Below are 18203 nucleotides of genomic sequence, written 5' to 3' on the forward strand. Positions count from 1 at the left end.
ATCGGCCATTGCAGCGGAAGGTATTCGGTAGGTCCGACAATCGCCAGACCCTGAATCCCCAGAACACCCGTTACCAGTGCGTGATCGGCCTCTTTCCACCCGTCCGGTCCAACGCGAATGGCCGAACATCACCGAGAGTCACGAGGCGACGGGGGCCGCCGTCCCGAAGAGGCTCCTGACGAAGGTGATGATCGACTCCGCGCCCTGACGCAGCCAGCCGAGCACCTGCTGGACCGCGGCAGCGGACTGCTCGGGCTGGGTGATCAGGAGGAACAGCACCAGCGCGACGCCCGCCAGCACTAGCACCTTCTTGAGGTTCACAGGTACCTCTCCGTCCATGTCGCTCACAGGTGAGGCGGCGGACCGCCCATGTCACCCGTCATGGTCCCTCATTCACCCATGCGATGAACAACGACCACGCCCAACTGGTGCCAGGATCCACCAGCGGCACACGCCTACATGACGGGGAATGTCACCCGAATGGCGGCTAAAGAGGTCTCTGTCCAGCGCCGATGTCCTGGGCACGAGGTGAACACGGACTCCCTCGCATCCCACAGCTTGGACCAGACACTGTTGCACCGGGCCTCACCCGGATGCCGCACCTCCGGCATCACACTCTGTCACGCCGTCGTGGCGCAATTAATGCGCACCCGAGCATTCATCCAATTACTCCTGACCGCCGCAGTTCCATAATCTGGGCGTCCGCCACACCCATGTCGGCAAGCACTTCCCCGGTGTTCACCCCCGCCGGAACCGGAGGCGTCGGAACCGTCGTCGGGGTGCGGTCGAACCGGGGAGCCGGCGCCGGGTGCAGCGAGCCGGAGACGTCCACGAAGGTGGCACGCGCCGCGTTGTACGGGTGCCTCGCCGCCTCTTCGGGTGTCAGCACGGGCGCCAGGCACGCGTCCGTGTCCTTCGCGAGGTCCGCCCACTCGTCACGCTTGCGGGTCTTCACCGCCGCCGCGATGCGTTCCCGCAGCTCAGGCCAGTTCGCCGGGTCGTTGCGTGACGGCGCGTCCTCGAGACCCAGCACGCGCACCAGGTCGGCGTAGAACTTCTCCTCCAGCGCGCCCACGGCCACGAACCGCCCGTCCGCGGCCTCGTAGACGTCGTAGAACGGCACTCCGCCGTCGAGCATGTTCTCGCCGCGCCCGCCCCGCCACATGCCCGCCTGCTTCATGCCGTGCAGGAACGTCGTCAGCAGCGCCGCCCCGTCGACCATCGCCGCGTCGACCACCTGGCCACGCCCGGAGCGCTCACGTTCATACAGTGCGGCGAGCACGCCGACGGCCAGCATCAGCCCTCCCCCGCCGAAGTCGCCGAGGAGGTTCAACGGGAAGACCGGCGGCCCACCGGCACGTCCAACGGGGTCCAGCGCACCCGCGACGGCGATGTAGTTGATGTCGTGGCCGGCGCGGTCGGCGAGCGGCCCGTCCTGCCCCCAGCCGGTCATGCGTCCATATACAAGGCGCGGGTTGCGGGCGAGGCACTGCGCCGGACCGATGCCCAGCCGCTCCGTGACGCCCGGCCGGAAGCCCTCCACCAGCACGTCCGAGCGTTCGACCAGCCGCAACACCAGCTCAGCGCCCTCCGGCTTGCGGGTGTCGATCGCGACCGAACGCCGGTTGCGACCGAGGAAGTCACCGGGGACCGTCGAGCGGCTCCCCGGTTTGTGCACCTGGATCACGTCCGCGCCGAGGTCGGCGAGCACCATGCAGCCGAACGGCGCGGGTGCGAGGCCGGCGAGCTCGACGACCTTCAGTCCTGCCAGCGGCCCCGTCACAGGGACCTCGCGATGATTTCCTTCATGATCTCGTTCGTGCCGCCGAAGATCCGCTGCACGCGGGCGTCGGACCAGGCACGTGCGATCGGGTACTCGTTCATGTAGCCGTAGCCGCCGAAGAGCTGCACGCACTCGTCGACGACCTTGCCCAGCCGGTCGCTGGCCCACCACTTCGCCATCGCCGCGGTCGGCACGTCCAGCTCGCCGCGCAGGTGCTTCTCGATGCACTCGTCGATGAACGCCCTGGTCACGGCCGCCTCGGTAGCGCACTCGGCGAGCTTGAACCTGGTGTTCTGGAACTTCATCAGCTCCTTGCCGAACGCCGTGCGCTCCTTCACGTACTTCAGCGTCACGTCGACGGCGGCCTCGATGCCCGCGACCGAGCAGACGCCGATGATCAGGCGTTCCTGCGGCAGCTGCTGCATGAGCTGGACGAACCCGAGGCCCTCCTGGTCGCCGAGGAGGTTCGCGACGGGCACCCGGACGTCGTCGAAGAACAGCTCGGCGGTGTCCTGTCCCTTCATGCCGACCTTGTCGAGCACGCGGCCGCGCCGGAAGTCGTTCTCGGATCCACTGCTCTCGGCGACGATCAACGAGATGCCCTGCGCGCCCTGAGCGGGGTCGGTCTTCGCGACGACGATCACCAGGTCGGCGTGCAGGCCGTTCGTGATGAACGTCTTCGAGCCGTTGATGACGTACTCGTCGCCGTCCCTGACGGCCCTCGTTCGGATGCCCTGCAGGTCGGAGCCGGCGCCGGGTTCGGTCATGGCGATCGCGCCGACGTACTCGCCTGACGCGAGCTTGGGCAGCCAGCGCCGCTTCTGGTCCTCGGAGCCGTAGGAGTTGAGGTAGTGAGCGACGATGCCGCTGTGGACGCTGTTGCCCCACGAGCTGTCGCCGGCGCGCGCCTGCTCCTCGAGCAGCACGGCCTCGTGTGCGAACGTGCCGCCGCCGCCCCCGTATTCCTCGGGGATGCTCAGGCACAGCAGCCCGACGTCACCCGCGCGACGCCACAGGTCGCGGTCGACCTGCTTCTGCTCGGCGAAGCGTTCCTGGTGCGGCGTGACCTCCTTCTCCATGAACGTGCGGGCGAGCTGGCGCAACTGGTCCAGGTCGCTGTCCATCCACCGCGATCGACGGTCTGCCATGCGGTCCACGAAACCACCGGAAGGTGATCCACGCCATGACCGGCGCGCCAGGCCGTCACCCGAAAAACTGAGCGAAAAAACCACCTTGATCGTCCAGACTGCTCGGTGTGCAGATCCACCAGGTGACCTCCGACGAGTGGCGGCTCTGGCGCGACGTCCGGCTGGAAGCGCTGGCAGCGGACCCCGCCGAGTTCGGTTCGACGCTGGCCCGCGAGCAGGAGTACGGCGAGGACGAGTGGCGTGAACGCCTCGAAGGCGGCCTGAAGCTCGTCGCGCTCGACCCCGGCCCGGTCGGTCTGGTCGGCGCCATGTCGCACCCGGCGGGCCTCTACCTCTACTCGATGTGGGTGCGGGACTCCCATCGCGGCCGCGGCGTCGGTGAAGCACTGGTCAAGGCCGTGCTGGAGTGGGCGGCCGAGCACGGGTGGAAGGTCGTGCGGCTGCGGGTCTGGGAGGACAACGTGCCTGCTCGGCGGCTCTACAAGCGTCTCGGGTTCGTCGACTCGGCAGAACCCGAGCACATGGAGTTCGTGGTGAGCTAATCGGTCACCCTTCACGGTCATGGCCAGCTTGAGAGAGCGGGCCTAGCGTGGGTGTCATGAGCGAAGCCTTGATCTTCGACGCGGTGCGCACGCCGCGCGGCAAGGGCAAGCGCGGGTCGCTGCACAGCGTCAGGCCCGTCGAGCTGGCGCCGGTGTGCTGCGCGCGCTGTCCGAACGCAACTCCCTCGACACCTCCGCGGTGGACGACGTCGTGTTCGGCGTGGTGTCACCGCTCGGCGAGCAGGGCGGCGACATCGCCCGCACGGCGGTGCTGGCCGCGGGCTGGGACCAGCGCCCTGCCGGTGTGCAGCTCAACCGGTTCTGCGCGTCCGGCCTGGAGTCGGTGAACCTCGCCGCCGCCAAGGTCGCGTCCGGGTTCGAGGACCTGGTGGTGGCGGGCGGCGTCGAGTCGATGTCGCGCGTGCCGATGGGATCCGACGGTGGCGCGTGGGCGATCGACCCGGCGACCAACTTCGACCTGTCGTTCGTGCCGCAGGGCGTTTCCGCCGACCTGATCGCGACGATGGAAGGCTTCTCGCGCACGGACGTCGACGCGTGGGCCGCCCGATCGCACGCCCGTGCCTTCGAGGCGCTGAAGGACGGCCGGTTCGAGCGGTCCGTCGTGCCGGTGATCGACCAGAACGGCACTGTCGTCCTGAAGGAAGACGAGACGGTCCGTCCCGAGTCCACCGTGGAATCACTCGGCAGGTTGAAGCCGAGCTTCCAGTTCCACGGCGACCTCGGCTATGACACCGTCGCGATCGACCGCTACCCCACCGTCGAGCGCATCGACCACGTGCATACGCCCGGCAACTCGTCGCAGATCGTCGACGGTGCCGCCGCGATGCTGATCGGGTCCGCGGCGGCTGGACAGGCTTTGGGCCTGACACCTCGTGCCCGGATCGTTTCCGTCGCGGTGGTCGGAACCGAGCCGACGATCATGCTGACCGGGCCCGCGCCCTCCGCGCGCAAGGCGTTGGACAAGGCTGGGCTCTCGGTCGAGGACATCGACCTGTTCGAGGTCAACGAGGCGTTCTCGTCCGTCGTGCTGAAGTTCCTGCGGGACATGGACATCCCCGAGGACAAGGTCAACGTCAACGGCGGCGCGATCGCGCTGGGCCACCCGCTGGGCGCCACCGGCTGCATGATCCTCGGCACGCTGCTGGACGAGCTGGAGCGCCGGGACCTGCGCCGCGGCCTGGCCACGCTGTGCGTGGGTGGCGGCATGGGTATCGCGACGATCATCGAGAGGGTCTGAGAGATGCCTTTCCACTACGACAAGGACGCGGACGGCATCGTCACCCTGACGATGGACATGTCCGGCTCCGCCAACGTCATGAACACCGAGTACCAGGAGCTCATGGGCGAGGCGGTCTCCCGGCTCGAGGGCGACGAGATCACCGGTGTGATCATCACGTCCGCCAAGAAGACGTTCTTCGCCGGCGGCGACCTGAACGTGCTGATCGCGATCACCCCGGAGAACGCTTCCCAGGCGCTGGAAGGCGTCGAGGAGCTCAAGTCCCAGCTGCGGCGCCTGGAGAAGCTCGGCAAGCCGGTCGTGGCGGCGATCAACGGTTCGGCGCTGGGCGGCGGCTTCGAGATCGCGCTGGCCTCGCACCGCAGGATCGTGTTGAACGACAACAGCATCCGCGTCGGCCTGCCCGAGGCCACGCTGGGCCTGCTGCCCGGCGGCGGTGGCGTCACGCGCATGGTGCGGCTGCTGGGCGTGCAGAAGGCGTTGCCGTTGCTCATGGAGGGCAAGCAGCTGCGACCGGAGCGCGCTCTGCAGGCCGGGATCGTGCACCAGGTCGTCGAGACGCGCGAGGAGCTGATCTCCGAGGCCCGCGCGTGGATCCTGGCGAACCCGGAGCCGGTGCAGCCGTGGGACGTCCAGGGCGCCGGGGTGCCGGACCTGAAGTTCGGTGACCCCAACAGCTACGGCCTTCTCGCCGCGGCGCCCGCCGTGCTGAGCAAGAAGTCGCACGGCGCGTACCCGGCGCCGGAGAAGATCATGGCGACGGCGGTCGAGGGTGCCTACGTCGACTTCGACACGGCGTTGAAGATCGAGGGCCGCTACTTCGTGGAACTGGCCTCCGGTCAGGTTTCCAAGAACATGATCACGGCGTTCTGGTTCAACCTCAACGAGGTCAACGGCCGCGCGTCCGCTTCAGGCCGCAAGGTCGCCAAGCTGGGCGTGCTGGGCGCGGGCATGATGGGCGCTGGAATCGCCGAGGTGTCAGCGAAAGCCGGCATCGAGGTGGTCCTGAAGGACGTGACCCTGGAGTCGGCGCAGAAGGGCGCTCAGGGCCTCTCCGGAATCACCCCGACGGACTCCGACGACGACCTCGAGGGCTGCGACCTGATCATCGAGGCCGTGTTCGAGAACCGCGAGCTGAAGAACAAGGTTCTGCCCGCGGCGGAAGCGCAGGCGTTGCCCGACGCGGTGATCGCGTCCAACACCTCGACGTTGCCGATCACCGGGCTGGCTTCCGCGGTGTCGGCGCCGGAACGGTTCATCGGGCTGCACTTCTTCTCGCCCGTGCCGAAGATGCGGCTGGTGGAGATCATCCGCGGCGAGAAGACGTCGGAGGAGACGCTGCAGCGCGCGCTGGACTACGTGCGGCAGATCGGGAAGACGCCGATCGTGGTCAACGACTCGCGCGGCTTCTACACCTCGCGTACCTTCGGCACGTACGTGATCGAGGCGATCACGATGCTGGCCGAGGGCGTGGCTCCCGCTCTCATCGAGAACGTGGCTCGCAAGGCCGGCATGGCGGTCGGACCGCTGGCCGTGTCGGACGAGGTGACGCTGTCGCTGCAGCTGAAGATCCACGACCAGACGCTCGCCGACGACCCGTCGCTGGTCTCGGAAAGCGCTGCCTACGACCTGATCCGCGAGATGGTGTCGTTGGGACGCACCGGAAAGTCCGGCGGCGCAGGCTTCTACGAGTACCCCTCGGACGGTTCGAAGAAGTTCCTGTGGCCCGATCTGACGACTCGTTACGCGAAGGCCGACGCGGGCGTCTCCGAACAGGACGTGCGGGACCGGCTGCTGTTCGTGCAGTCGCTGGAAACCGTGCGGTGCCTGGACGAGGGCGTGCTGACGTCGGTGGCGGACGCGAACATCGGCTCGATCTTCGGGTTCGGCTTCGCGCCGTGGAGCGGTGGCACGTTGCAGTTCATCAACTCCTACGGCGTGCAGGCGTTCGTCGAGCGCGCGGACTACCTCGCCGACACGTACGGGGAGCGGTTCCGCCCGCCGGCCTCGCTGCGGGAGCGCGACAGGTTCTGAGTCAGGCGCGGTAGGAACCGGGCGAGGACCCGGTCCACCGCTTGAAAGCCCGGTGGAAGGCGCTCGCCTCGGAGAACCCGAGGCGCAGCGCCAACTCCTCCACCGACTCCCCGCCCCGCACCAGCGAGGCCACCGCCTGGTCGCGCAGCAACTGCTCCCGCACCTCGCGGAACGACGTCCCCTCCGCGGCGAGCCTCCTGCGCAAGGTCGGCGCGGACACCCCCAGCTGAGCGGCCACGGCCTCCAGTCCGGTGGACACCGCGCCCGAGCAGCCGTCGCACGTGCCCTGCCGTGTCCGCGCCGTGGTCCCGCCGCGACAACAACTCCGCTGGCGAGTATCGCAGGAACCTGCGCAACGCCGCCTCGTCCTGCACGACCGGCATGCGCAGGAACTTCGGGTCGAACAAGATCGTGGTGGCGGGCGCGTCGAAGGTCAGCGGACAACCGAAGATCAGGTGGTACTCGGCGGCGTGAGCGGGTTCCTGGTAGGCGAACTCGGCTCCCTGCAGCGGGATGCGGCGGCCGATGAGCCACGACGAGAAGCGGTGCCAGAGCACGAGAAGCGACTCGGTCAGGAAATGGTCGGGGTCGCCGGGGATCTCGAGCGAGAAACGGCCGTCGTCGAGCGACAGGTGCAACGGCTCGTCGAAGAGCGAGTAGAAGGCGAGGCCGCGTCTCAGCGCCGATTCGAGGTCCGGGCAGTGGACGGCGAGCAGGCACATCATCGCGAACGTGCCGCGTTTCGACGGGCGAGGCCCGAAGCCCATGAACTCGTCGTCGAGAACTTCCCAGAGCGTCTGGATGAACTTCGTGTACTGCGCGGGTGTCACGCGGGCGCGGTCGTCGGCGAGAAGGCTCGCCGGAATGCCCGCGCCGGCAAGGACCACGGACGGCTCCGGGCACGCGCGCAGTGCGGCGCGCACGTAGTGGATCGCCACGGTCCGGGTGTGCACGAACCACACTAAAACGCCGCCGGCGGTGACGCGGCTCCGGGGAGAGTTGGAGCCGCGTCACCGCCGGAGTGGGCCCACCCAGTGAGCCGTGCTCCTCGCCAACAGGGCTTCCGCACGCCCATCGGCAAGGGACGATGTTGTGTCCGTTCCGTTAACGCTATGTGGTCTAGACCAGGAAAGTCAATAGTGCGAAGAGAGCAGGCCTGGCGCGATGTTTCAGGCTTGTTCCAGCGGTGCTACGGCGAAGCCCGCAGCGAACCTCTGGCACCAGATCACGACGCTCCGAATGGCGGAGACATCCACGCCGGAGGGAATTTCGTACACCTGGTCGCCACGATTTCCCTTCAGCTTGCCAAGACTGGTGAATCCCTGACCAAAGGTCTTCTCCGACGAGCTCGACGGATGCGGCGAGAGGTAAACGTACAGGTCAGGGCCATCACTGGTGTCCAGCGAGGCGAACTGGACCGAATGTCCGCCACCGGGAAGTTTGATGAGGCTCGCCTTACCGGTGGTCGCATGCTCAAGAGAGCGCCACTCGCCCGTCGCGACCTCTTTGGCCGTTTCCACAGGCGCTGAGACCGACGTGGAAGTAGGAGCGGAAGCCGACGTGGAAGTCGGCGCGGCGGGCACGAGCAGCGGGTCGTGCGTTTCCCTGACCGTGAGCAGGCGCCACGGCTGGAACAGGTACAACCCGACCCCGAGCGCGACGACCAGCACAACAGCGACGGGGATCAGGAATCGGCGAAGCGGCATACCGAAAATACTGGTCCAAACCGGCCCGAAAAGAGCTTACGGAGTTGTTAGGGTCCTGCCGTGGCGACACAGGCGAGGATCGGCCAGGCCGTGCTCGGAGTCCTGATGATCGGCTGCGCCCTGACGGGCCTGTTCCCCAGACCAGTCCCGCTCCTCTTCGCCATCGCAGCAGTAGGCACAGCCAACGCCGCGTTCCCGCTCATGCGCACGTTCGGCTCCGCACTGCTCGGCGGCGTAGCGGCCTCCTCCATCGCCCTGTCGTCGGTCCCGTTCGTAACCTGCTCCTCGGAACGCTTCACCGAGGTGTTCACCTGCACGGGTGACGCTCCGACGTGGCATCTGACCGGAACCGTGCTGGTGGCAGGCCTTTCCGGGGCCAGTTTGGTACTCGCCCGGATCACAGATCAGTGACAGCGATCACTCAACCGGGGCCGTCAAAGAGCCGATAAGGCATGCAGGTGAGCGTTCTCCTGCGACCGGTCTACCCGGTAATCTGCCGGGAGCGTGATCGCCTGACTTCCAACCGTGAGCATTGAGGAGACTGCTGTGCGCGCACTGTGGGCCGCGGGTGGTTCCGCCGTGCTCGGGTCCGCGTTGCTCGGAGTGCTGGTAGGCATGGCGATCCACGGCGTGAACGACGACGAACCGCTGAGCCGGACCCCGTCGTCCAGCTGGATCACGTCCACGCCCGGCACCCCACCGAGCTCGCCCGAGAGCTCCACCCCCGACAGCAGCGCCCCGCCGAGCTCAGACAGCTCGACGCCGAGCACGCAGCAACAAACCCCGAAGAAGACCACCCCACCCCCGGCCGCGACGAACCCGAACCCGCCACCCCACCGGCGGCACCCACGACGACCACGACGACGCCGCCAGGCTGGCCGTGCAGCCCGCTGAACCCGCTGCCGCCGCCCACCTGTAAGAACCTGGGATAAGTCCCCCGCGCCGGATCCCGGCGAAACCAACGGCGAGCGGCGATGGCGCAGCCGAGCAGTCCGCCCACGCGATGGCGAAGCCGAGCACTCCGCGATGGCGCAGCCGAGCAGTCCGCCCCCATACGACTCTGGCGGTGTGGCTCCCCCGTCTAGCGCTCCGACGCTTTAGCCGCGCCCGAGGAGGAGGGTCAAGTCGACACGCTTTTCGTCGACTTGACCCTCCTCCTCGGGTGTGGCTGCCTCTGGTGCGATAGACGGGGGAGCCACACCGCAGCCGCAACCACCAACGCAACCGCAAGCCGCCAAAACCAACAGGCGTGCCATCAACCCACGAACGGCGCTGGAGGGCTCTTTTGGGAGTGTCGGGAGTCTGAGGGCAGAGCCCTCAGGAAAAGCACGCACCCGCAAGGTGACAACGCACCCCAACCACCTACGGACACGAAACCGGACAGCCGCCAACGCACCAGGGAGACAACCCACCAAACCGACGCGCCCCCAGCGCAAGCTCCCCCAGGCGTCCCCTCAAAACAAGAACCCCCTGAGCCCAAACGCTACTCAGGGGGTCCGACAAGATCACAAAGCCAAGAGACCATCAGGCTCAGACCGAGGAAAACTCAGCCAAAGCCGAGCTCAACCAGAGCCGAGCCCCACCCTCACCGCCGCATGAACGGCGGCACGTCCACCTCATCATCCGGGTCCTCCGTGACCGGCACCGGCCGAGAAGGCAACGACCCGTTCTGAGACAACGGCCGAGGAACCGAGGGCACGTACCCGTTCCCATGCGAAGGCGAAGGCTGCGGCGGCACCGAGGTAGGCGGATGAACAGGCCGAGCCTCAGGCTGCGCCACCGGCTGCGGAGCAACAGGCTGCTGCTGGGCCACAGGCTGAGCAACCGGAGCCGGCTGAGCCTGAGGCACGTGCGCAGGCGCGGCCGTGGCCGTGGCGATGGGCCCGGTAGCGGTCCGAGGCGGCGAGGACAGCGCCGTTGGCTCGAGCTTCTTGTGGGTCGGGCCGCCACTGTCAAAACCCGCCGCGATCACCGTGACCCGGACCTCGTCGCCCAAAGAGTCATCGATGACCGTACCGAAGATGATGTTCGCGTCCGGGTGCGCGGCCTCCTGGACCAGCGAGGCAGACTCGTTGATCTCGAAAAGGCCCAGGTCGGAGCCACCGGCGATCGAGAGCAGCACGCCGTGCGCGCCCTCCATCGAGGCCTCCAGCAGCGGCGAGTTGATCGCCTTCTGCGCGGCCTGAACCGCTCTGCCCTCGCCGCGCGCCGAGCCGATGCCCATCAACGCCGAGCCCGCGCCGGACATGACCGACTTGACGTCGGCGAAGTCCAGGTTGATCAGACCGGGGGTCGTGATCAGGTCGGTGATGCCCTGGACACCGGACAGCAGCACCTCGTCAGCGGACCGGAACGCGTCCATCAGGCTGACACCGATGTCACCCAGCTGGAGCAGCCGGTCGTTGGGGATGACGATCAGCGTGTCGCACTCGTTGCGCAGCGCCTGGATGCCGTCCTCGGCCTGCTTGGCGCGGCGCTTGCCCTCGAACGAGAACGGGCGCGTCACGACGCCGATGGTGAGTGCGCCGAGCTTGCGGGCGATCGAGGCCACCACCGGCGCGCCGCCGGTGCCCGTGCCGCCGCCCTCGCCGGCGGTCACGAAGACCATGTCGGCCCCCTTGAGGACCTCCTCGATCTCCTCGCGGTGGTCTTCGGCGGCCCTGTGCCCGACCTCGGGGTTGGCGCCGGCACCGAGACCGCGGGTGAGCTCGCGGCCGATGTCGAGCTTGACGTCGGCATCAGACATCAGCAAGGCCTGTGCGTCGGTGTTCACCGCGATGAACTCGACGCCCTTGAGCCCGACCTCGATCATGCGGTTGACGGCGTTGACGCCGCCACCACCGATGCCGACGACCTTGATCACCGCGAGGTAGTTGTGCGGGGGCGTCATCGGATCCGCCTTCCTGATCGTGGTCCGTGCTGTGGTGCTGGGTGGTGATGCACCCGGATTGAAACTCTCAACCTCTCATCGAGGTTCAAAGTTATGTCAACCCCATATGTTCCTGCTGGACGGTAAGCACCGGCGGTGCGTCGGTCCAGCAGCCACGCCGTAGGGTCCCAACACTGTGCGCTACTACTCCCCGGTCGTGCAGTCAAGCAGTACGCACGGTGCCGAGCACGGTGCACCACAAGCGTAGTCGGACCTCGAATCAGAGATCGTCTCGCCCATACCTTCGTCAGTTCCACACCATGTTCCGGTGATCTCTCGCTACCGTCGGTAGATGGGGATGAAGATGCTGAGCGTCGCGCTGGCCGCGATCGCTCTGGGGGCAGTGACGGTGGCGCCCGCGAGCGCCGCGACCGGGAACGACATCGTCGAGATCAAGAACGTCGCGTACGGCGAATGCCTGCAAGCCGGGCAGGAGCCGCACGCCAGCCCTGTGGTCGTCGCGTGCAGCGGCGCCAGCAGCCAGCGCTGGGAAGTCATTCCGGTGGACGGGGGCAGACAACTGCTGCGCAACCTCGCCAGCAGGGAGTGCCTGAGCGAGATGTTCGCCGCGTACTACTGCGACGACCAAGGCGTCGACGAGTTCGCCGCGGTGCTGCCGCACGCGTCCGGCGCCGTGCGCATCAAGTTCGGGGACGGCGACAGGTACCTCACCGGTTTCACCTGGTCGGACGGCAGGCGCGACGCGTGGTACCCGTCCTTCCGGGAGCACGACGAGCAGCTTTGGCAGGTGCGCAACGTCGGGACGACGCCGCCGCCTGCGGACACCGCAGGTCAGGTCGTGCGCATCCGCGCGGTCAACTTCGTCGAGCACGGCTGCATCAGCCTGACGAGCGGCACCCGGCTCGTGCCGGTGCCGTGTGCAGACACGCCGGAACAGAAGTTCCAGCGAGTCGAACTCGGTGACGGCCGGACGGCCTTCCGCAGCGTCGTCAACGACAAGTGCGTCGCCGTCCGTGAGACTCAGCCCATGGACCTCGAAGTGGTGTCGGACTGCGCACCGGACAACGTCCGGCAGCAGTGGTCGATCGAACCGACCAGGACCGGCGCCGCCCGCATCCGGCAGGCCGCCGGCGACCAGCTCCTCACGCCGGGTTCCGGGTGGGTGTTCCTGTACCCGCGCCAGAGCTACACCTGGCAGCTCTGGGAGCTGCTGCCGGCCTAGTCGCCGGTCGTTCCGTCCAGCAGTTCCCTGACCACGTCCAGATGACCGGCGTGCCGGGCGGTCTCCTCGATGAGGTGCGCGAGCACCCATCGCACGGAGACCGTCCGGTCACCCCGGAACGGCACCTCGGCATCCAGCTCGACACCGGCGAGGATCTCCCGGCTCACCGAGCACTGCCGCCGGTAGTCCGCCAGGAACCCGGCGAGCGTCTCGCCTTCCTCAACGCGCCAGTCCGCGTCGGGGTCCTCCATCGTGTAGGGCGCGCGCGACTCCCGTCCGGCCAGCACGACCTCGAACCAGTGGTGCTCGGTCCACCGCACGTGCTTGACCACACCGGCCGCCGTCGTCAGCTTCGACGGCAGCACCGCGCGGACCGCGTCGTCGTCGGAGAGGCCGTCGATCTTGAGCTCGATCGTCGCACGCAGGTAGTCCAGCATGGCCGTGTACGTCGCACGCTCATCGGCGACCAAGGGCGGTACATCTCGTGTCATGCGGCGCAGCCTGCATGAACGCCGATATCACCGCACCGAATTTATCCGCTGGGCCGCGAGCCGCCCGGAGATCAGCACCGGCGGCACTCCGACGCCCGGTGTGGTCCCCGCGCCGGCCAACGCCACGTTCTCGGCGCCGTGCACGACGTTGCGCGGCCGGAACGGTCCCGTCTGCGCAAAGGTGTGCGCGAGCCCGAACGGCGTCCCCGCCGCGTTGCCCCAGTCGACCGGCGTGACGAGCACCTCGTCCTCGACAGCCGCACCGAATCCGTCCAGCCCACGGGCCTCCAACGTCCGCACGAGCTCGTCGCGGTACCTCGGCCCGATCCGCCGCCAGTCCATCGGCCCGGTCTTCAGGTTCGGGCAAGGCGCCAGCACGTAGTGCAGCCCGTCCTGCGCGTGCGTGACGAGCAACGACGGGTCCGCCATCAACCGTCCCTTGTGGACGATCTCGTCGAACGTGCTCCGCCACGCCGCCCCGAACAGGATGTTGTGGTGCCCCAGGTCCCACGTGCGGTTCGTCGCCGCGTGCAACACGACCGCCGACGGCGACCAGCGGTGCCCGAGCGGCCGCCGCGGGCTCTTTCCGAGCAACCGATACGCGTCCGGCAGCTCACACGCCAGCACCACGGCGTCACACTCGATGCGCTCCTCGGCCGTGTGCACGGCCGTCACGCGCGCACCACGCCACTCCAGCCGCGTGACCGTTGCGCCATAACGGAACTCCGCACCGTGCTTCTCAGCCGCTCTGCTCAAAGCCTGAGGCACCGCGTGCATCCCACCGCGCGGGTAGTACACACCGGCGATGGTGTCCATGTACGCGATGACCGCATACGCCGCGAGGGCCTGCTGCGGCGGCACCCCCGCGTACAACGCCTGGAACGAAAACAGCCTGATCAACCGCTCGTCGCGCAGAAACCGCCGCAGCTGAGGTTCCAGCCGCCCGAACCCACCCAGCTTCGCCAGCGTCACGAGCTCCGGCCTCACCAGGCCGAACGGCGAGTCGAAGTTCGCCCCGATGAAGTGCTCGCGCTGCACCGCGTACAGCTCACCCAGCCACCGCCGCAGCTCGCGGTACCCGGCCGCTTCCCTTGCGCCGCCCACGGTGCGGACCTCGGCCTCCATGGCCTCGGCATCGGTGTGCACCGCCATGCGCGACCCGTCCGCGAACCGTGCGTGGTAGGCCGGATCGACCCTGTCGAGCGTCAGCCAGTCCGCCAGCCGCTCCCCCACGGCCCCGAACGCCTCGTCGAGGTGCTCCGGCATCGTCAGCACCGTCGGCCCGCTGTCCGCGGTGAGCCCGCCGACCTGGACCGTCCCGGCGCGACCGCCTGGGACATCAGCCTTTTCGAGCACGGTGACCCGGCGACCGGTGCCCTGCAGGTGCAACGCGGCCGACAGTCCGGCAAGACCGGCGCCCACCACCACGACGTGGTCCGCCATGAGTACTTCCTTCGGGTGACAACGACCAATACGGCTAATGCCGCGCGGATCAGTCCGATGAGCACGGTAGTCGTTCACCACGAGGAGGCCCGTCTTGGCACCCGCACCCGCGTCCGTGCGTTCGCTCGTCATCGAGGCGATCGTGTTGGAACTCGTGACGAGCAGGCTGGGCAGCCTGTTCGTGCGGGTGGCGATGGCGCGGCTGAGGCCGAACGACTAGGAAACCGTGGCCAGGTCCGGAGAAGACACGTCGAAGACCAGGCCTGGGCGAGTCAGCAGCACCATCAACACGGCCGCCTTGCGCGGAGTGTCGTCGGAGCTGCCCCACTTCACCACGCGGTTCCCGGTCAGCATGACCTTCACATCGCACCGGACGTCGCCGACACGACCACGTCGGGCCGCAGCTTTTCCGGCAGCTCGTTCACGACCCCGACCACGGCGCGAGTGGCCGGGTCCGCGGACGACGGAGCGACGAGCACGAGTTCGGGCACGCCCGGCGCCGCCGTCGGCAGGACCGCGTAGTCCTTGCCGGTGGCGTCGACCAGGTGGAAGCCGTCGGGCAGCTTCACCGAGCCGACCGGGACGCGTTCGGTGATCAGCAACCGGACCGTGCCGGGGAGCTGGCGTTCGACCTCGACCGCGGCGACGCGCGGCAGGGCGGCGACGCGGTCGTGGATGCCCTTAAGGTCCAGGCGCACCAACGGAGATCCGGGTTCGATCGCCGCGGTCGAGCGAATCTCGTCCTCGGTCAGCACCACGGAGCCGCGGACGTCCACTCGGCGGACGCCCAGCAACGGCGTGAAGAACACGCTGTAGGTGAGGCCCACCACGGAAAGCAATGCCAGCAGAGCAACCAGACGGCGGCGCAGGATCACCCTGCGCCGCGCCCGGTACTCAGCGCTCTTCGGTCTCCGGTTCGCGGGGCGAACTCGCGTGGACCTTCCACGAACCGGGGCGCTCATGACAGCGCGCTGACGATCTCGGGACCGAGCATCGTGACGTCACCCGCACCCATGGTCACCACCAGGTCACCCTCCTTGACCAGCCCGGCGACCAGCGCGGGCACGCGGTCGAACGACGGCTCGTAGTGCACGGAAGCCGTGACCTGGTCCGCGACCAGCGCACCGGTCACACCGGGCTGCGGCTCTTCACGCGCGCCGTAGACGTCCAGAACCACGACCTCGTCCGCCAGCGACAACGCGGCGGCGAACTCGGTGGCGAACGTGCGGGTGCGCGAATACAGATGTGGCTGGAACACCACGACGACACGACCAGCGGCCGCGACCGGACGTGCGGCACGTAGCTGTGCGTCGACCTCGGTCGGGTGGTGTGCGTAGTCGTCGTAGACGGACACGCCACCGGCACGGCCCTTGAACTCGAACCGCCGCCGCACGCCACCGAAAGCCGCCAGGCCTTCGAGCATCCCGGCCTGGTCCGCGCCCAGCTCCATGCCTGCCAAAAGCGCGGCAACGGCGTTCAACGCCATGTGCTCGCCCGGCACCGCGACCCGGACCTCGACCGCCACACCGTCGATCTCGACGGACGCGAGCCCACCGCTCTCGAACGGCTTGTAGTCGACGATCCGCGCGTCCGTGGCGGTGCGCCCGTACTCGCGCACCCGGATCCCGCGGGCACGAGCCTCGGCGATCAGCCGAGCCGCACCGGGATCGTCCATACAGGACACCAGCACGCCACCCGGCGCGATCCGCTCCAGGAACGAGTCGAAAACAGCCGTGTAAGCCTCTACCGTGCCGTGGTGGTCGAGGTGGTCCGCCTCGACGTTCGTCACGACGGCGACCGACGGCGAGAAGAACAGGAACGAGCCGTCGGACTCGTCCGCCTCGGCCACGAACACGCCACCGGTGCCCTGGTGCGCGTTGGCGCCGGACTCGTTCAGGTCACCACCGATCGCGAACGACGGGTCGAGCCTGCAGTGCTGCAACGCGACGGTCAGCATCGACGTGGTCGACGTCTTGCCGTGCGTACCGGCAACACACACGACGCGGTGGTCTTCCATCAACGCCGCGAGTGCCTCGGCACGGCGCAGCACCGTGATGCCGCGCTCACGAGCCGCCGAGTACTCCAGGTTCGACTCCTTGATCGCGGTCGACACCACGACCTCGGTCGGACCGCCCGCCAACTGGTCGAGGTTCGCGGCGTCGTGCCCGACGGCGATCTGCGCGCCCTGAGCGCGCAGGGCCAGCACGGTCCGCGAGTCCTTGGCGTCTGATCCGGACACCTGCGCACCACGCGCGAGAAGAATCCTGGCGATGCCGCTCATGCCGGCACCACCGATGCCGACGAGATGAACGCGTTCGAGACTCACTTCTTGATCACCTCCAGCACGGCGTGCGCGAGAATTTCGTCGGCCTCACGACGGCCGGTGCCCAGCGTCGCCTGCGACATCGCGGCCAACCGGCCACGATCAGCCATCAGCGGCACCACGAGCGACGCCACCTTCTCCGGCGTCAGCTCCTCGTCCGGCACCAGCAGGCCACCACCGGCGGAGACGACAGGGCCGGCGTTGAGGGCCTGCTCGCCGTTGCCGTGCGGAAGCGGCACGAACACAGCGGGCAGACCGACGGCCGACACCTCGGCGACGGTCATCGCGCCGGAGCGGCACAGCACGGCGTCCGCGGCGGCGTACGCGAGGTCCATCCGCTCCAGGTACGGCACCGGCACGTACGCGGGCGCGCCCGGAACCTGTTGCACGGCAAGGGCGTTCTTCGGGCCGTGCGCGTGCAGCACGCCGATGCCCGCGCGGGCGAACTCAGCGGCAACGGGTGCCACCGCCTCGTTGATCGAGCGCGCGCCCTGCGAACCACCGAACACCAGCAGCGTCGGCGCGTGCGGGTCCAGGCCGAAGAACCGGCGGGCCTCGTCGCGCAACGCGGCACGGTTCAGCGTCGTGATCGACTGGCGCAGCGGGATGCCGATGATCTGCGCGTCGGCCAGGCCGGAGTCCGGCACCGCCGCGGCGACGTACTCCGCGAACTTGGCGCCGACCTTGTTCGCGAGACCGGCCTTGGCGTTCGCCTCGTGCACCACGATCGGCACGCGGCCACGCGCGGCCAGGTACGCGGGCAGCGCCACGTAGCCGCCGAATCCGACGACGACGTCCGCGCCGACGCGCTCCAGGATCTCACGCGTCTGCTTCACCGCTCCGCGCACGTTCAGCGGGAGCTTCAACAGGTCGAGGGTGGGCTTGCGCGGCATCGGCACCGGCGGGATCAGCTCCAGCGGGTACCCGCGGGCCGGCACGATCTTGCTTTCCAAGCCGCGCTCGGTGCCGAGCGCGACGACGCGTGCGTCCGGTCGCAGCCGCATGACCGCGTCGGCCAGCGCCAGTGCCGGCTCGATGTGTCCCGCGGTGCCACCACCTGCGACCACGACGCACGGACCACTGGGGGCAGGGTGCCCGGTCAAGACTTGCCTCCGGAATTGGTTGAATCAATCAGTTGTATCGCCCGCGACCACGGGTCGAACGGCCTTGCTCAGAACGGCCCTGTGTGCGCCGCGATTCGCGGCGACGGTACTCCGAGGGAGGAGCGGAACGTCCAGCCATACGACGTTCGTCGACGATCGGAAGTTGCGCGGTGCGCCTGCCCGGTGCGCGCGGAGGCGTGGACGGACGGACCGGCTTGCGCTTGGGCGGCGGCCGGTACGCCTCGGGCGCGGGCAGCTTG

18 protein-coding genes and 1 pseudogene are annotated in these 18203 nt (G+C 68.4%); 7 read left to right on the top strand and 12 right to left on the bottom strand.

The window, feature by feature from the left end:
- Positions 1 to 138 precede the first annotated feature (138 nt).
- The 3 genes from FXN61_RS17980 to FXN61_RS17990 all read right to left on the bottom strand — a co-directional run bounded on the left by FXN61_RS17980 (position 139) and on the right by FXN61_RS17990 (position 2931).
- A complete protein-coding gene (locus FXN61_RS17980) occupies positions 139 to 321 on the bottom strand; it encodes a hypothetical protein (RefSeq protein ID WP_376770671.1) in 183 nt (60 codons plus the stop codon).
- A gap of 337 nt (positions 322 to 658) precedes the next feature.
- A complete protein-coding gene (locus FXN61_RS17985; protein WP_167975221.1) occupies positions 659 to 1783 on the bottom strand; it encodes a CaiB/BaiF CoA transferase family protein in 1125 nt (374 codons plus the stop codon).
- Positions 1780 to 2931 (bottom strand): acyl-CoA dehydrogenase family protein, encoded by a 1152-nt coding sequence (locus FXN61_RS17990; protein ID WP_167975222.1) that lies wholly within the window; start codon positions 2929 to 2931, stop codon positions 1780 to 1782. The genes FXN61_RS17985 and FXN61_RS17990 overlap by 4 nt, the downstream gene beginning before the upstream one ends.
- A gap of 107 nt (positions 2932 to 3038) precedes the next feature.
- Between FXN61_RS17990 and FXN61_RS17995 the strand changes: the two genes are divergently transcribed.
- The 3 genes and pseudogenes from FXN61_RS17995 to FXN61_RS18005 all read left to right on the top strand — a co-directional run bounded on the left by FXN61_RS17995 (position 3039) and on the right by FXN61_RS18005 (position 6765).
- Positions 3039 to 3473 (top strand): GNAT family N-acetyltransferase, encoded by a 435-nt coding sequence (locus FXN61_RS17995; protein WP_167975223.1) that lies wholly within the window; start codon positions 3039 to 3041, stop codon positions 3471 to 3473.
- 56 nt (positions 3474 to 3529) lie between these two features.
- Positions 3530 to 4731 (top strand): annotated as a pseudogene (locus FXN61_RS18000) (acetyl-CoA C-acetyltransferase).
- 3 nt (positions 4732 to 4734) lie between these two features.
- A complete protein-coding gene (locus tag FXN61_RS18005) occupies positions 4735 to 6765 on the top strand; it encodes a 3-hydroxyacyl-CoA dehydrogenase NAD-binding domain-containing protein (protein WP_167975224.1) in 2031 nt (676 codons plus the stop codon).
- Here FXN61_RS18005 and FXN61_RS56955 read toward each other — a convergent pair.
- Both FXN61_RS56955 and FXN61_RS18015 read right to left on the bottom strand, forming a co-directional pair.
- Complete coding sequence (locus FXN61_RS56955) at positions 6696 to 7718, bottom strand: AraC family transcriptional regulator (protein WP_446684941.1); 1023 nt, start codon at positions 7716 to 7718, stop codon at positions 6696 to 6698. The two genes, FXN61_RS18005 and FXN61_RS56955, sit on opposite strands and share 70 nt — an antisense overlap.
- 216 nt (positions 7719 to 7934) lie before the next feature.
- Positions 7935 to 8435 (bottom strand): DM13 domain-containing protein, encoded by a 501-nt coding sequence (locus FXN61_RS18015; protein ID WP_223165493.1) that lies wholly within the window; start codon positions 8433 to 8435, stop codon positions 7935 to 7937.
- Between the two features lie 96 nt (positions 8436 to 8531).
- Between FXN61_RS18015 and FXN61_RS18020 the strand changes: the two genes are divergently transcribed.
- Together FXN61_RS18020 and FXN61_RS18025 are read left to right on the top strand one after the other, a co-directional pair.
- Positions 8532 to 8882, top strand: a complete 351-nt coding sequence (locus FXN61_RS18020; protein WP_167975226.1) for a hypothetical protein — start codon at positions 8532 to 8534, stop codon at positions 8880 to 8882.
- A 135-nt stretch (positions 8883 to 9017) separates the two neighbouring features.
- Positions 9018 to 9365 carry a hypothetical protein gene (locus FXN61_RS18025; RefSeq protein WP_167975227.1) on the top strand — a complete coding sequence of 116 codons (348 nt, stop codon included), beginning with the start codon at positions 9018 to 9020 and terminating at the stop codon, positions 9363 to 9365.
- A 691-nt stretch (positions 9366 to 10056) separates the two neighbouring features.
- Here the strand turns inward: FXN61_RS18025 and ftsZ are convergent.
- Positions 10057 to 11361: a cell division protein FtsZ gene (gene ftsZ, locus FXN61_RS18030; protein ID WP_167975228.1), complete on the bottom strand. Its 1305-nt coding sequence runs from the start codon at positions 11359 to 11361 to the stop codon at positions 10057 to 10059.
- Positions 11362 to 11692: 331 nt separating this feature from the next.
- On the opposite strand from ftsZ, the gene FXN61_RS18035 reads away from it, so the two are divergent.
- Positions 11693 to 12583 (top strand): RICIN domain-containing protein, encoded by an 891-nt coding sequence (locus FXN61_RS18035; RefSeq protein WP_167975229.1) that lies wholly within the window; start codon positions 11693 to 11695, stop codon positions 12581 to 12583.
- Here FXN61_RS18035 and FXN61_RS18040 read toward each other — a convergent pair.
- A complete protein-coding gene (locus tag FXN61_RS18040) occupies positions 12580 to 13074 on the bottom strand; it encodes a DinB family protein (RefSeq protein WP_167975230.1) in 495 nt (164 codons plus the stop codon). The genes FXN61_RS18035 and FXN61_RS18040 overlap by 4 nt on opposite strands.
- Positions 13075 to 13101: 27 nt before the next feature.
- Positions 13102 to 14517, bottom strand: coding sequence for a phytoene desaturase family protein (gene crtI / locus FXN61_RS18045; protein WP_167975231.1), 1416 nt, complete (start codon positions 14515 to 14517; stop codon positions 13102 to 13104).
- Between the two features lie 94 nt (positions 14518 to 14611).
- Between crtI and FXN61_RS54335 the strand changes: the two genes are divergently transcribed.
- Complete coding sequence (locus tag FXN61_RS54335) at positions 14612 to 14737, top strand: hypothetical protein (protein ID WP_281360511.1); 126 nt, start codon at positions 14612 to 14614, stop codon at positions 14735 to 14737.
- On the opposite strand, the gene FXN61_RS18050 is transcribed toward FXN61_RS54335, so the two are convergent.
- The 4 genes from FXN61_RS18050 to murG are packed head-to-tail and all read right to left on the bottom strand — an operon-like array spanning position 14734 to position 17943.
- Positions 14734 to 14871 (bottom strand): hypothetical protein, encoded by a 138-nt coding sequence (locus FXN61_RS18050; protein ID WP_167975232.1) that lies wholly within the window; start codon positions 14869 to 14871, stop codon positions 14734 to 14736. The genes FXN61_RS54335 and FXN61_RS18050 overlap by 4 nt on opposite strands.
- 5 nt (positions 14872 to 14876) lie before the next feature.
- Positions 14877 to 15479, bottom strand: a complete 603-nt coding sequence (locus FXN61_RS18055) for a cell division protein FtsQ/DivIB (RefSeq protein WP_167975233.1) — start codon at positions 15477 to 15479, stop codon at positions 14877 to 14879.
- Positions 15476 to 16843 (bottom strand): UDP-N-acetylmuramate--L-alanine ligase, encoded by a 1368-nt coding sequence (murC, locus tag FXN61_RS18060; RefSeq protein WP_312877820.1) that lies wholly within the window; start codon positions 16841 to 16843, stop codon positions 15476 to 15478. The genes FXN61_RS18055 and murC overlap by 4 nt, the downstream gene beginning before the upstream one ends.
- On the bottom strand, positions 16840 to 17943 hold the full coding sequence (murG, locus tag FXN61_RS18065) for an undecaprenyldiphospho-muramoylpentapeptide beta-N-acetylglucosaminyltransferase (protein WP_167975234.1): 1104 nt from the start codon (positions 17941 to 17943) through the stop codon (positions 16840 to 16842). Before murG ends, murC begins: the two co-directional genes overlap by 4 nt.
- Between the last annotated feature and the right edge of the window lie 260 nt (positions 17944 to 18203).

The sequence above is a fragment of the Lentzea indica genome (assembly GCF_012184385.1).
Classification (GTDB): domain Bacteria; phylum Actinomycetota; class Actinomycetes; order Mycobacteriales; family Pseudonocardiaceae; genus Lentzea; species Lentzea indica.

What these genes read in the sequence shown, in the direction of transcription:
- FXN61_RS17990 (WP_167975222.1), bottom strand. Translation starts at nt 2,931, where the DNA reads ATGGCAGACCGTCGATCGCGGTGGATGGACAGCGACCTGGACCAGTTG.
- FXN61_RS18005 (WP_167975224.1), top strand. Translation starts at nt 4,735, where the DNA reads ATGCCTTTCCACTACGACAAGGACGCGGACGGCATCGTCACCCTGACG.
- ftsZ (WP_167975228.1), bottom strand. Translation starts at nt 11,361, where the DNA reads ATGACGCCCCCGCACAACTACCTCGCGGTGATCAAGGTCGTCGGCATC.
- FXN61_RS18035 (WP_167975229.1), top strand. Translation starts at nt 11,693, where the DNA reads ATGGGGATGAAGATGCTGAGCGTCGCGCTGGCCGCGATCGCTCTGGGG.
- FXN61_RS18040 (WP_167975230.1), bottom strand. Translation starts at nt 13,074, where the DNA reads ATGACACGAGATGTACCGCCCTTGGTCGCCGATGAGCGTGCGACGTAC.
- crtI (WP_167975231.1), bottom strand. Translation starts at nt 14,517, where the DNA reads ATGGCGGACCACGTCGTGGTGGTGGGCGCCGGTCTTGCCGGACTGTCG.
- FXN61_RS18050 (WP_167975232.1), bottom strand. Translation starts at nt 14,871, where the DNA reads ATGCTGACCGGGAACCGCGTGGTGAAGTGGGGCAGCTCCGACGACACT.
- FXN61_RS18055 (WP_167975233.1), bottom strand. Translation starts at nt 15,479, where the DNA reads ATGAGCGCCCCGGTTCGTGGAAGGTCCACGCGAGTTCGCCCCGCGAAC.